General features: G+C 58.2%; 9 protein-coding genes. 8 read left to right on the top strand and 1 reads right to left on the bottom strand.

Annotated elements, in window-relative coordinates:
• Positions 1-5: 5 nt before the first annotated feature.
• The 8 genes from NYE85_RS13180 (at position 6) to NYE85_RS13145 (ending at position 11070) form a co-directional block, all read left to right on the top strand.
• A complete protein-coding gene (locus tag NYE85_RS13180) occupies positions 6-827 on the top strand; it encodes a type VI secretion system accessory protein TagJ (RefSeq protein WP_309600868.1) in 822 nt (273 codons plus the stop codon).
• A 2-nt stretch (positions 828-829) separates the two neighbouring features.
• Entirely contained in the window at positions 830-1408 is a 579-nt protein-coding gene (locus NYE85_RS13175; protein WP_259006322.1) for a type VI secretion system baseplate subunit TssE, read from the top strand.
• Positions 1409-1412: 4 nt separating this feature from the next.
• Positions 1413-3299, top strand: coding sequence for a type VI secretion system baseplate subunit TssF (gene tssF / locus NYE85_RS13170; RefSeq protein ID WP_259005216.1), 1887 nt, complete (start codon positions 1413-1415; stop codon positions 3297-3299).
• Positions 3296-4369, top strand: coding sequence for a type VI secretion system baseplate subunit TssG (gene tssG / locus NYE85_RS13165; RefSeq protein WP_259005215.1), 1074 nt, complete (start codon positions 3296-3298; stop codon positions 4367-4369). Before tssF ends, tssG begins: the two co-directional genes overlap by 4 nt.
• Positions 4370-4387: 18 nt before the next feature.
• Positions 4388-7096: a type VI secretion system ATPase TssH gene (gene tssH, locus NYE85_RS13160; protein WP_259005214.1), complete on the top strand. Its 2709-nt coding sequence runs from the start codon at positions 4388-4390 to the stop codon at positions 7094-7096.
• A gap of 49 nt (positions 7097-7145) precedes the next feature.
• Positions 7146-8603 carry a serine/threonine-protein kinase gene (locus NYE85_RS13155; RefSeq protein WP_259005213.1) on the top strand — a complete coding sequence of 486 codons (1458 nt, stop codon included), beginning with the start codon at positions 7146-7148 and terminating at the stop codon, positions 8601-8603.
• Between the two features lie 211 nt (positions 8604-8814).
• Positions 8815-10758 (top strand): type VI secretion system Vgr family protein, encoded by a 1944-nt coding sequence (locus NYE85_RS13150; protein WP_259005212.1) that lies wholly within the window; start codon positions 8815-8817, stop codon positions 10756-10758.
• A gap of 3 nt (positions 10759-10761) precedes the next feature.
• Positions 10762-11070 (top strand): DcrB-related protein, encoded by a 309-nt coding sequence (locus tag NYE85_RS13145; protein ID WP_259005210.1) that lies wholly within the window; start codon positions 10762-10764, stop codon positions 11068-11070.
• A gap of 175 nt (positions 11071-11245) precedes the next feature.
• On the opposite strand, the gene NYE85_RS13140 is transcribed toward NYE85_RS13145, so the two are convergent.
• Positions 11246-12649: an 8-oxoguanine deaminase gene (locus NYE85_RS13140; protein ID WP_259006321.1), complete on the bottom strand. Its 1404-nt coding sequence runs from the start codon at positions 12647-12649 to the stop codon at positions 11246-11248.
• Positions 12650-13032: the final 383 nt, after the last annotated feature.

The raw sequence follows: 13032 nt of genomic DNA, 5'->3' as shown, positions 1-13032 counted from the left end.
TTGCTGTGAAATCATTAGCTGAGATGTTGCAAGGCGGCTCCATAGGTGACGCAACGCTGGCGGTAGAATCTGCAATCAAGGCGCGGCCGGCGGATGCCGATCTGCGCGCCGCCCTGGTGCAACTGCTGTGCCTGAGCGGCAACTGGCAGCGAGCCAAGGCGCAGTTGAAGTCATGGCAGGCGCTAAAACCTATCGCACAACCCACCACCTTGCTGCTGATGCAGTCGGTTGACGCCGAACTGCAACGCCAGGCGGTGTTTGCCGGCCAGGCCGCGCCTGCCTTATTGAAACAGCACCAGCAGTGGCCAGCGCTGATGATCCAGGCATTGCAACAGGACGCTAACGGCGAGCATCAGGCGGCGCAAGCCTCGCGCGATAGTGCATTGGAACAGGCGCCGGCGGTTGGCGGGCAATTGACGCAGGCCGACGCCAACGGCGATAACACCCTCAGCTTCGACTGGCTGATGGATGGCGATGGCCGTCTCGGCCCGATCTGCGAACTGGCGTTGAACGGCGTGTATTACTGGCTGCCGTTCTGCGACATCGCCGACATTCAGTTTCAGGCGCCGCAAAGCGCCATCGACCTGGTGTGGAGTCACGCGCTGGTGCGCCTGACCGACGGCCGCGAGCAGGTGTGTCAATTACCGGCACGCTATCCGTTGGTGGCTGGCAGCGACGATGCGCTGCTGCTCGGCAAGCGCACCGAATGGCAGCCGCTGGGTGACAGCCCGCATTATGCCGGTTTCGGTCTGAAAACCTGGCTGAGCGACAGCGATGAGCTGCCGTTGCACGGTCTGCGCCAGCTGAGTTTTAACCAGGACGCCTGATGATGAACGCCAAACGCCCGGCCGCGCCCCCCAGTGACGGCGATCTGCATCGTCAGGGTTATCGTCAGCGTCAGGACAGCGATCGCCTGACCTCGCGCGACAAAATGCAGCCAGTACTGCTGGATCTGCTGACCGATGACGAACCGCAGAAAAAACAGGAAGCGCAAACGCGCAACCTGGTGTCGCACAGCGAACTGCGCCGCCGGGTGTTGCGCGATCTGCAATGGCTGTTCAACTGCGTCAACAGCGAATCGAATCTCGATCTCGCCGATCTGCCGCAGGTGCGTCGCTCGACCCTCAATTACGGCATTGCCTCGCTGGCCGGCAAACGCATGTCCGACATCGAATGGCTGGATATTCAGCGCGCACTCACCGAATCAATCCTCAATTTCGAACCGCGCATCCTGCCCGACGGCTTGCAGGTGCGCTGTATTTCCGACACCGGTTCGCTGGAGTTGCACAACGTGCTGTCGATAGAAATCAAGGGCCGCCTGTGGTGCGTGCCCTACCCGCTGGAGTTTCTGTTCCGTACCGACGTAGACCTGGAAAACGGCCATTTCGATCTGAAAGACATAGGGTAAGGCGATGGACAGTAAACTTTTAGAGTATTACAACCGCGAGCTGGCCTATCTGCGTGAGATGGGCGCCGAGTTTGCCGAACAGTATCCCAAGGTCGCCGGGCGTCTTGGCATGCGCGGCATTGACGTGGCGGACCCGTACATTGAACGCCTGATGGAGGGTTTCGCCTTTCTCACCTCGCGCGTACAGCTGAAGATGGACGCGGAGTTTCCGCGCTTTTCCCAACGGCTGCTGGAAATTATTTATCCGAATTATTTATCGCCCACTCCGTCGATGGCGATTGCCGAGCTACAGCCGGACAGCCATAAAGGCGATATCAGCAATGGCTTTGTGGTGCCACGCGGCACCATGATGGACAGCCAGACGCTGAAGAAAAACGGCATTACCTGCAGTTACACCACCGCGCATGACGTCACGCTGCAACCGGTACGGCTGAAAAACGTCGAGCTGGGCGGCATTCCGGCCGATATTCCGCTGGCGTCGCTCGGCTTGCAGCACAGCGGCTGCGTCAGTGCGTTGCGCATCACGCTGGAATGCTACGACACCGTCACGCTGAACAACCTGAATCTCGATCGGCTGATGTTCTACCTGGCCGGACCGGATTTGCAAGCGCAGCAACTGCTGGAACTGCTGATGCAGCATACCGTCGGCCTGCTGTGCCAAACCGTCGATGCACAGCCGCAGCGCCGGGTACTGGCGGAGGACGCGCTGCGTCAGGAAGGTTTCGACGCCGAGCAGGCGTTATTACCCAACGATCTGCGCAACTTTGACGGCTATCGGCTGTTGCAGGAATACTTTGCCTTCCCGGCGCGTTTTCAGTTCTTCAGCATCGGCGGCTTACAGCCACTGCTGCACGGGGTACGCGAAGGCAAGAAACCGCTGCGTCAGTTCGAAATCGTGGTGCTGCTCGACAAGCAGGATGCCGCGCTGGAACGCGTAATCGACGTCAGCCATCTGGCGCTGCACTGCACGCCGGTGATCAACCTGTTCCCGAAAGTCGCCGAACGCATCACGGTCAACGAGAAAAACCATGAATACCACCTGGTAGTCGACAACATACGCCCGCTGGATTATGAGGTGTTTTCGGTACAACGGCTGGGAGGCAGCGCCAGCGAAAAACGCTACGAGCAGGAGTTTCGTCCGTTTTACAGCACGCTGAGCGAGGATGACGGCAATTACGGTGCCTATTTCTCGCTGCGCCGCGAACAGCGCACGCTGTCTGAACATGCGCGCCGTTACGGCACGCGCACCGGCTATCTCGGTTCCGAGGTGTTCGTGTCGCTGGTGGACGAGCGTCAGTCACCGTGGCATAGCGATCTGAAATACCTGACCGCCGACGTGCTGTGCACCAGCCGCGATTTACCGCTGATGCTGCTGCAACAGGATCAGGGCAACTTCGTGATGCCGGATTCCATTCCGATCAAGCAGGTCACGCTGAGAAAAGGCCCTACGCCCCCGCGCCCGGCGCTGGCGGACGGCATGATCACCTGGCGGCTGATCAGCCAGTTGCAGCTCAACTACCTGAGCATGATGGACGGCGATCCTGAACAGGGCGCTGCCAGCCTGCGTCAACTGCTCGGTCTGTATGGCAACCTGAGCGAACCGGCGGTTGCCAAGCAGATCCAGGGAGTGCGCCACTGTCATCTGCGACCGGTCTACCGCCGGGTGCCGGAGCCAGGACCGATCGTATTCGCGCGCGGTATTGCCATTGACCTGACCGTTGACGATCAGGCCTTTTCCGGCAGCAGCCCCTACCTGCTGGGCAGCGTGCTGGAGCGGCTGTTCGCCCGATTGGTGGCGATGAACACCTTTACCGAAATGACGTTGTCCAGCCAGCAACGCGGTGAAATCGCCCACTGGCAGGCCCGCATGGGCAAAAGGACGTTGATATGAGCGACAGCGTCACCGAACGGCCGGTCAGCGACAGGCCGCAGATCAACGCGCTTTACCGTCTGCCGGAGGATTTCTGGCAACGGTTGCGCGCCGCGCCGTATCAATACGATCTGTTCCAGCTGTTGCGCCGCCTTGACGCGCAAGGCGGACAGCCTTATCTGCTGGGCCGTGCACCGCTGCCGCGCCACGAAATGCTGCGGCTTGGCCAGGAGCCGTCGCTGTCGTTCGCGCCATCAACGCTGGCGCGAGTCAGCCCGCGTGACGGCAGCCCGCTGCATGACGTGTCGATCTTCAGCTTCGGCCTGTTCGGTCCCAATGGGCCGCTACCGCTGCATATGACCGAATACGTGCGCGAACGGATCCACCACCATCAGGACACCACCCTGATGGCCTTTGCCAATCTGTTTCACCACCGCCTGACGCTGCTGTTCTACCGCGCCTGGGCCGATGCGCAACCGACGGTGTCACTCGATCGCGCCGATAACGGCCGCTTCGATGACTATCTGGCCAGCCTGATTGGCAACGGCCAGCCGGCGCAGCGCCGACGCGACGCAATCAATGCCCACGCCAAGCATTTTATGGCCGGTCATCTGATTCGCCACAGTCGCGATCCGGAAGGCCTGAGCAAGATTCTGCGACAGTATTTTCAGGTGCCGGTGCGCATCGTGGAAAATGTCCCGCACTGGCTACGGGTGGAACCGCGCGAACAGGCACGGCTGAAGGCCGGCCGCAATGCGCCACGCCTCGGGGAGTCTGCGTTTCTCGGCGTCGCGGTGCGTGATGTGCAGCATAAGTTTCGCATCGAGCTGGGGCCGATGTCACAACGCGATTACGATCGATTTCTGCCCGGCGCAGCGCTGTGCGAACAGCTCCGCGACTGGGTGCGACAGTATCTTGGTATTGAGTTCGTCTGGGAAGTGCGGCTGATTCTGGCAAAAGAACAGCTGGTCGGCACTCAACTTGGCGGTGTTCAGCGTCTCGGGCTCAGCAGCTGGATGGCCGCGGCGCAACGACGCCACGACGTCGGCGATCTGATCTTCAGCCCGGAACCGCTGGAAAATCCATTTTAATGAGACTTGAGGAACACCATGTCTGAAATCAGCCGCTCGGTATTATTTGGCAAACTGGACAGTTTATTATTCACCTCGCTGGAAAGCGCAACCGCCTTCTGCAAGCTGCGCGGCAACCCCTACGTCGAACTGGCGCACTGGCTGCACCAGTTGATGCAGGCACCAGACGGCGATCTGCAACAGATTTTCCGCCACTTTGCCGTTGACGAAGCACAGCTGGCGCGCGATATCGTCGAGGCGCTGGATCGCCTGCCGCGCGGCGCCAGCGCCATTTCCGATCTCTCGGAACACATCGACAACGCGGTAGAACGCGCCTGGGTATACGGCTCGCTGAAGTTCGGCGCTCAAACCATTCGCGGCGGTCATTTGCTGCTCGGCATTCAGAAAACCTACAGTCTGCGTCACCAGTTGAAGGCCATCTCCGGCCAGTTCGAGCGCATCAACAGTGATATTTTAATGGCGCAATTTGCCGACATCACCGCCAATTCCGCCGAAAATGCACTGGCGCAGCCCGCAGCAGCGGCTGCCGACGGCAACGCCGCCGCGGCCAGCCAAAGCGGTGGCAGCGTGCTGGCACAATATGCGCAGGACATGACCGCCCGGGCACGCAACGGCGAGATCGACCCGGTCGCCGGCCGTGACGAAGAAATTCGCCAGATTATTGACATCCTGATGCGCCGCCGCCAAAACAACCCGCTGCTGACCGGCGAGGCCGGCGTCGGTAAAACCGCCGTGGTCGAAGGCCTGGCACTGCGCATTGTCGCCGACGATGTGCCACCGCAGCTGCGTGGCGTACAACTGATGCTGCTGGATATCGGCATGCTGCAAGCCGGCGCCGGGGTGAAAGGCGAGTTCGAAAAACGCCTGCAGGCGGTGATCGACGAAGTTCAGTCCAGCCCGACGCCGATTATTTTGTTTATTGATGAAATTCACACGCTGATCGGCGCTGGCGGTGCCCAGGGCACCGGCGACGCCGCCAACCTGCTGAAACCGGCGCTGGCGCGCGGCCAACTGCGTACCGTAGGCGCTACCACCTGGTCCGAGTACAAAAAGTACATCGAAAAGGATCCGGCGCTGACCCGCCGCTTCCAGGTGGTACAGGTGCATGAACCCAGCGAGGACAAAGCGCTGCTGATGCTGCGCAGTACCGTCAGCCCGTTGGAACAGCACCACCGTGTGCTGCTGCTGGATGAAGCGGTCGAAGCGGCGGTACGCCTGTCGCACCGTTATATTCCGGCGCGCCAGTTGCCGGACAAGGCGGTGGCGCTGCTGGATACCGCCTGTGCGCGCGTGGCGGTCAGCCAGCATGCTGAACCGGCACAGGTGGAAGATTGCCGTCACCGCATTGAGGCACTGCAAATCGAGCTGGAGATTGCTCGCCGCGAGAGCAAAGTCGGCATTGGCAATCTGCAACGTCCTGAAGAAATCGAAGCCCAGTTGGCCACGCTGCAACAGCAGTTGGCGCAGTTGACCCAGCGTTGGCAACAAGAGCTGGCGCTGATTCAGCAGATTATCGATCTGCGCAGCCAACTGCATCAGCAGGAAACGCCGCACGACAGCGATGAGCCAGGCGCCAGTGAACCAGCGCTGGCCCACCACGCCGAGGATCCCTCGCCGACTGACGCACCGCTCAGCGCCGATGCGCTACGCGCACAGCTGACCGTTCTGCAACAGCAGCTCAATGCGTTGCAGGGCGAGGCGCCGTTGATCTTCGCCGCGGTGGACGCCAACGTCGTCGCGGCGGTGGTTGCCGACTGGACCGGCATCCCGTTGGGGCGCATGGTCAAAAACGAAATCGATGCGGTATTGCAGCTGTCCGATACCCTGAACCAGCGGGTGATCGGTCAACGTCACGCGCTGGATCTGATCGCCCGCCGCGTACGCACCTCACGCGCCCGGCTGGACGATCCGAACAAACCGGTGGGGGTATTCCTGCTGGCCGGTCCGTCCGGCGTCGGTAAAACCGAAACGGCACTGGCGCTGGCGGAAACGCTGTACGGCGGCGAGCAGAACGTCATCACCATCAACATGAGCGAATTCCAGGAATCGCACACCGTGTCCACCCTGAAAGGCGCGCCGCCGGGTTACGTTGGTTACGGCGAAGGCGGCGTTTTGACCGAAGCGGTGCGACGCCGTCCTTACAGCGTGGTTCTGCTGGACGAGATCGAAAAGGCACACCCGGACGTGCATGAAATTTTCTTCCAGGTTTTTGACAAGGGCTGGATGGAAGATGGCGAAGGTCGCCACATCGACTTCCGCAATACCATCATTATCCTGACCTCCAACGTCGGCACCGACCTGATCGCCGGCCTGTGCAGCGATCCGGAGCTGATGCCGGAGCCCGAGGCGCTCAGCGCCGCGCTACGCCAACCGCTGCTGTCGGTGTTCCCGGCGGCGCTGCTGGGCCGTCTGCTGGTGGTGCCGTACTATCCGCTGACCGACGCCACGCTCGGCAATATCGTACGTTTGCAGCTGGGCCGCATACAGCGCCGTATGGCAGAAAACCATGCCATTACCACCACCTTCGACGATGCGGTGATTTCTCTTATCGTCAGCCGCTGTACCGAAGTGGAGTCCGGCGGCCGCATGGTCGACGCGATCCTGACCAATACCCTGCTGCCGCAGATCAGCCATACCCTGCTGTCGGCCAGCGCCAACGATCAACGTTACCGTCAGCTGCATATCACGCTGCAAGACCACGAATTTGTTTGTCAATTTCAGGCTTAATGCCAAGGTCGCCCCGGCGGCGACCGTTTGAACACAGAGAGTAGCCATTATGTCGGGAACCGGGATAAAAAAACCGAACTCAAACAGCCTGCCTGTCGGCCATCGGTTCAATGAGTTCGAAATCAGGGAAGTGATTGGCGAAGGCGGCTTCGGCATCGTTTATCGCGCTTATGACCACCAGCTGGAACGCACCATCGCCATCAAGGAATACATGCCAACCCAGCTGGCGCGGCGCAATGACGATCTGACCCTCAGCCTGCGCGGCGAACGCTTCAGCAAGACATTCCAGGCCGGTTTGAACAGCTTCATTCAGGAAGCACGGCTGCTGGCCCGTTTTTCTCACCCTGGCTTGCTGCACGTGCTGCGGTTCTGGGAAGAAAACGGCACCGCCTATATGGGCACCCAGTTCTACAGCGGCACCACGCTGAAAAACCTCAAGGCGCAGCAGCCGGAGATCGTTGACGAAGCGTGGATCCGCAGGCTGTTACCACCGCTGTTCAGCGCCATCAACACCATCCATCAGGAAGGTTACCTACACCGCGATATTTCGCTGGATAATATCCAGATTCAGGAAAACCAGCTGCCGGTGCTGCTGGACTTCGGCTCGGCGCGCAAAGAGATCGGCAACCTGTCCGACGAAACGGAAATCATGCTCAAGCCGGGCTTTGCGCCGATCGAACAATACACCGAAAACAGCGACGGCGAGCAAGGACCGTGGACCGATATCTATGCGCTCGGAGCGGTACTGCATACGCTGATTGTTGGCAGCCCGCCGCCGGTGAGCGTGGTGCGCAGCATCGAAGACAGCTATCAGCCGCTGACCACGCGTCGCCCAGAGGGCTATTCGCAGGAACTGCTGCGGGTGATTGACCAGTCGCTGGCGCTGCGGCCGGAAGATCGTCCACAAACCATTGATGAAATGGCCGAACTGCTGCACCTGACGGTCGCTGACGAAGCGGAAATCATCAGCACGCCGGCCGCGACGCCTGAGCCGCCGTTGATCGCCACCAATCCGGCGGCCAGCGCCGCCGCAGCCGGCACGGCCACCGCCGGCAGCCTCAAACTGTCCCGCCCGATGCTGATTGGCGCCGGCGTCGCCGCCCTGCTGATCGTCGGCGCCATCAGTTGGATCAGCAGCGCCCCGGAAGAGGCTCAACCCGCCACCGCTGCCGTTGAGAGTGCCAATACGCCGCCTGCGGAGAAAACGCTGAGCGCACAGCAGAGCGCACCACAGCAGGCGACCGCCCAACAGCAGGCGCTGCCTGCTGAAGCGGCACCGGCACCTGCTCCGGTAGCGTTGGTGTATTTCAAATTGCAGCCGGGCGAAAACGTTACCCTGGACGGTAAGGCGCAACAGTTGCAACCCGACAGCAACGGCAACGCCCGCCTGAATCTGGCACCGGGCAGCTATCAGTTAGAGATCCGCCGCAACGACAGCCTGCGCCGCCAGCAATTGACCATCGACAGCGCCGGCACCTGGCTGGTCAACCCGGCAAGCGCCGGCTGACCCCTCCCCTATCGAGCGCCGGGCTTTCGGCGCCGTTGTTACCTTATTTCATGGGATTGACATACTTACCCCCACGGTTGGCATTGACTCAGAACGGCAAGCGGGCTGGTTCCGCGGCGCTTACGCGGTAAGTGACGCAGGCGAGAGCCAGCAGCCGATGCAGGGACAGCGTCAAATGAGCCGGGGGATGTCATTTACCGAGGATGTTTTCATGTTCGACCGCATCATTGCGCATACGCCGCTGGGCAAGGAGCAGTTGCTGTTCCGCTCATTGGAAGGGAGCGAAGCCCTTTCCACCCCGTTTGATTTCAACGTTGAATTGCTGAGCAAAGACGCGCGACTGGATCGCAAGGCGCTACTCGGTCAACCGCTGACGCTGGAAATCCCCACCTCGAGTCTGATTGGTCCAACGCGTTACCTGAATGGCAAAATCACCGCCATCGCCGTCAGCAGCGAAGAAATCAGCGGCACCCGGTATTCGGTGTATTCGCTGCGCATGCAGCCCGATCTGTGGCCGATGACCAAAGACCGCAACTTCCGTATCTTTCAGGAACAGACCGTTCCGCAGATCGTCAAAACGCTGCTCGGCGAGCACAATGTCCAGCTGGAAGATCGGCTGACCGGCAGCTATCGCCAATGGGGTTACTGCGTACAGTACAGCGAATCGACCTTTAACTTCATCAGCCGTCTGATGGAGCTGGAAGGGATTTACTATTATTTCAAGCACGAGAAAGACAAGCACACGCTGGTACTGGCCGACGCGCCACACCATCATCAACCGTTCCCCGGCTATGAAATGATCCCCTATCACCTTACGCCCTCCGGTGGCAGCACCAGCGAAGAAGGCATCAGCCAGTGGACGCTGGCGGATCGGGTAACACCGGGCATTTACAGCGTCGATGATTACGACTTCCGCAAACCTAACGCCTGGCTGTTCCAGGCACGGCAAAACCCGGTTTCACCGTCACCGGGCCAGATCGACGTTTATGATTGGCCGGGCCGCTACACCGAGCATCAGCAGGGTGAGTTCTACGCCCGCGTACGTCAGGAAGCATGGCAGGCCGAACACCAACAGATCGGCGGCACTGCTACCGCGCTGGGCATCGCCCCCGGCTGCACCTTCACGCTGTATAACGCCCCCTACCTTGCCGACAACGGTGAATACCTGACGCTGGCCGCCACCTATAGGCTGCAAGAGAACCGTTACGCCAGTGGCGACGACCAATCCAGCGAACACCGCATCGACTTTACCGTTATCCCGGCGGACGTGCCATGGCGGCCGGCGCAGCGTGCCGAATGGCCCAAAACCCACGGGCCGCAGACCGCCCGGGTAGTCGGCCCGAAAGGCGAGTCCATCTGGACCGACAAATATGGCCGCATCAAGGTGAAGTTCCACTGGGATCGGCTGGCCAAAGGCGATGACACCAGTTCGTGCTGGGTGCGCGTTTCCAGCGCCTGGGCTGGCCAGGGGTACGGCGGCGTGCAGATCCCGCGGGTCAATGACGAAGTGGTGGTGGACTTTATCAACGGCGATCCGGACCGGCCGATCGTCACCGGCCGAGTCTACAACGAAGCCAGCATGCCACCGTGGGCGCTGCCGGCTGCCGCGACCCAGATGGGCTTTATGAGCCGTTCGAAAGACGGTACGCCGGACAACGCCAACGCCCTGCGATTTGAGGACAAGGCGGGCTCCGAGCAGGTGTGGTTGCATGCCGAGCGCAATATGGACATCGACGTGGAGAACGACGAGACCCATACCATTGATAAAAACCATACCCATTTTGTCGGCGGCAAAGAGGAACAACGCGTGGTCGAAACCCAGACTATTTGCGTCAAGGGCGATTCCACCATGCTGACCGCGCAAAAGCGTACCGATAATGCGCTTGGCGCCTTCATTATCGGCTCTGGCGAGTCAATTCGCCTTGAGTGTGGGGAAAGCGTTTTGGAACTGACCAAAGAGGGCAATATCAATATCAAAGGGGTGAACTTCAACATCACCGTTGATAATGCCGGTGAGATCAATACCACGGGTGGCAAGCTCAACCTCAACCCCTCCAGCGGCAGTAAAAAGACCGATGCACCAGGCGCCGGCCATAAAGATGCGATCAATTCCCAGATTCAAAGCTTCTTTCCCGAAGGGAACGGTAAAGGATAAGCTATGACGCACTATGTAACGCAAGAGGCAAAATTTAAATTGCCCGATGCATTTAAAGACAGAACGATGAATCTCTTCACGTTAAGTGAAAACAATGCCAGCGAGTTTACCTTTGTCGTCTCGCGCGCCACGGCTACGCCTGACGATACGTTGCACAAAGTCGCGGCTCGCCTGGCCAAAGAGCTGGAAAACACCGTGCAGGGATTCCAACTGGCGTCATCGACGCCGGGAAGTATTGACGGGCAACCGTCAGTCAAAGTTGCGGGCACTCAAACTAGCGGCGAAATTTTTACCAGCGGCTACAGTAGGTAATGAGCCGCTTTGTTATCGAGTTCGGAGAGCGCCTGGACGGCCACTTCTGAGAAAATGCATTATACAGAATGCGCGCACAGGCTTCCCATTTGGCTTATCTTAATTAATACAATTAATTAAAAAACCATATTCAATTGCCCACCATGATAACGCTTATGGTTTACCCCTGTTTTTTTCAGGAAACAAAAAGCTGATGAGACAATCGATTGTGCTGTTCAATAATTATAGGCACATCCACCGTAGTGACTTTGCCATCCTCTACTACCACACGACCATTAATGATATTGTAAGCAACTTTCCCCGGATTACAGAATACCAGCGCCGACACAGGATCGTGCTGTGCGCCAGCGAGACCAATACTGTCAAGTCTGAACACGGCGATATCCGCCATCATACCCGGTGCCAATGCCCCAATGTCATCACGATTGAGATTTTTCGCCCCGCCGAGGGTTGCGATTTCCAATGCTTCACGTGCGGTCAAAGCCTCCGGACCATATCCCACACGTTGCAGTAGTAGTGCCTGGCGTACTTCAGCAAGCATGTCTGAACTATCATTTGATGCAGAACCATCAACGCCCAGCCCTACATGCATACCGGCGTCAAGCATATGGCGTACCGGCGCTATACCGGAGCCCAGGCGCATGTTTGAACACGGGCAATGTGAGACCCCGGTACCGGTGCGTGCAAAGAGCTTTATGCCGTAATCGTCGAGCTTCACACAATGCGCGTGCCAAACGTCACTGCCCACCCACTCCAGGTCTTCTACATACTGAGCTGGTGTTTTATTGAAGTTTTTTTTGCTGTACTCAATGTCGCTGACGTTTTCTGCCAAGTGAGTGTGTAACGAGACAGCATACTCGCGGGCCAGTTTCGCCGAATCGCGCATTAGTTGTTCACTGACCGTGAACGGTGAGCATGGCGCCACCACGATCCGGACCATCGCACCGCGGCTGGCATTGTGGAATTGCTCGATTACCCGTTGAGTATCTTTCAGGATTGTTTTTTCATCTTCAACGAGCGACTCCGGTGGTAACCCCCCTTGCTTACGTCCAACACTCATACTTCCACGGCAGGCGTGGAAACGCATACCCATTTCCTCTGCTGCTTCAATGCTGTGATCCAGCTTGATACCGTTAGGATAAATGTACTGGTGGTCACTGGTAGTGGTACAGCCAGAGAGCATCAGTTCCGCCATGGCAGTTTTAGTCGCGATCTTCATCATTTCTGGCGTTAGTTTTTTCCAGATGGGGTAAAGCGCTGTTAGCCATTTAAATAGCTCACCATCCAGTGCATCCGGGATCACCCGGGTCAGACTCTGAAACATATGATGATGGGTATTGATCAGACCCGGGATCACAATATGGCCTTTCAAATCGATAACCCTATCCGCTATTTGTGGCACTTCGCTTGCAGTTCCCACCGCCACAATAGTATTACCTTTGATAAAAACACAGCCTTGTTTAATTTCCCGGCGCTCTTTATCCATAGTAACAAGCATGTCGGCATTCTTCAGCAGTAATGTTTGCCCAGCACTCAAAGGCGCTGAATATGAATTACTATCATCCAGCGACAATATCATGTTTTCTCTTGCTGATACGGGCAGGCTGGTTAATAGTGGCACTAACAGTGGGGCTTTTACCAATAGGCGCCGTACCTGGTCAGGTTTATTCCCTTTCATTACATATCCTTTCACAATAGTGTTATTGATTCTGGTTACTCTTTCACAGCCTTCAAAAGGCTATCAGTAAAGAAAGGCAAGACGATTTAATTAAAATAAATAACTTATTGACTTATAATCAATAACCATTGTTCACTATTTAGGTTAATCAGAGCCGATAGTTTCCGTGATGACAGGTGCGAAAGCGCCTTCCTCAAACCAGTATATCAGGCAAAAATCGATGAAGCAGCGCAGGTTAAGGGTTCCCGGCGTGGCCAGTGCAAGCGTGATTTACCCTTACGACG

The sequence above is a fragment of the Serratia sp. AKBS12 genome (genome assembly GCF_024793895.1).
In the GTDB taxonomy this organism is placed as follows: Bacteria; Pseudomonadota; Gammaproteobacteria; order Enterobacterales; family Enterobacteriaceae; genus Serratia_F.
Note: the sequence above shows the minus strand (reverse complement) of the source record. Positions and strands in the feature narration are given on the sequence as shown.

Bases quoted from the DNA above. Each gene is read 5' to 3' on its own strand.
- NYE85_RS13145 (WP_259005210.1), top strand. From the start codon at position 10,762: ATGACGCACTATGTAACGCAAGAGGCAAAATTTAAATTGCCCGATGCA.
- tssG (WP_259005215.1), top strand. From the start codon at position 3,296: ATGAGCGACAGCGTCACCGAACGGCCGGTCAGCGACAGGCCGCAGATC.
- NYE85_RS13175 (WP_259006322.1), top strand. From the start codon at position 830: ATGAACGCCAAACGCCCGGCCGCGCCCCCCAGTGACGGCGATCTGCAT.
- NYE85_RS13140 (WP_259006321.1), bottom strand. From the start codon at position 12,649: ATGATATTGTCGCTGGATGATAGTAATTCATATTCAGCGCCTTTGAGT.
- tssF (WP_259005216.1), top strand. From the start codon at position 1,413: ATGGACAGTAAACTTTTAGAGTATTACAACCGCGAGCTGGCCTATCTG.
- NYE85_RS13150 (WP_259005212.1), top strand. From the start codon at position 8,815: ATGTTCGACCGCATCATTGCGCATACGCCGCTGGGCAAGGAGCAGTTG.
- NYE85_RS13155 (WP_259005213.1), top strand. From the start codon at position 7,146: ATGTCGGGAACCGGGATAAAAAAACCGAACTCAAACAGCCTGCCTGTC.
- tssH (WP_259005214.1), top strand. From the start codon at position 4,388: ATGTCTGAAATCAGCCGCTCGGTATTATTTGGCAAACTGGACAGTTTA.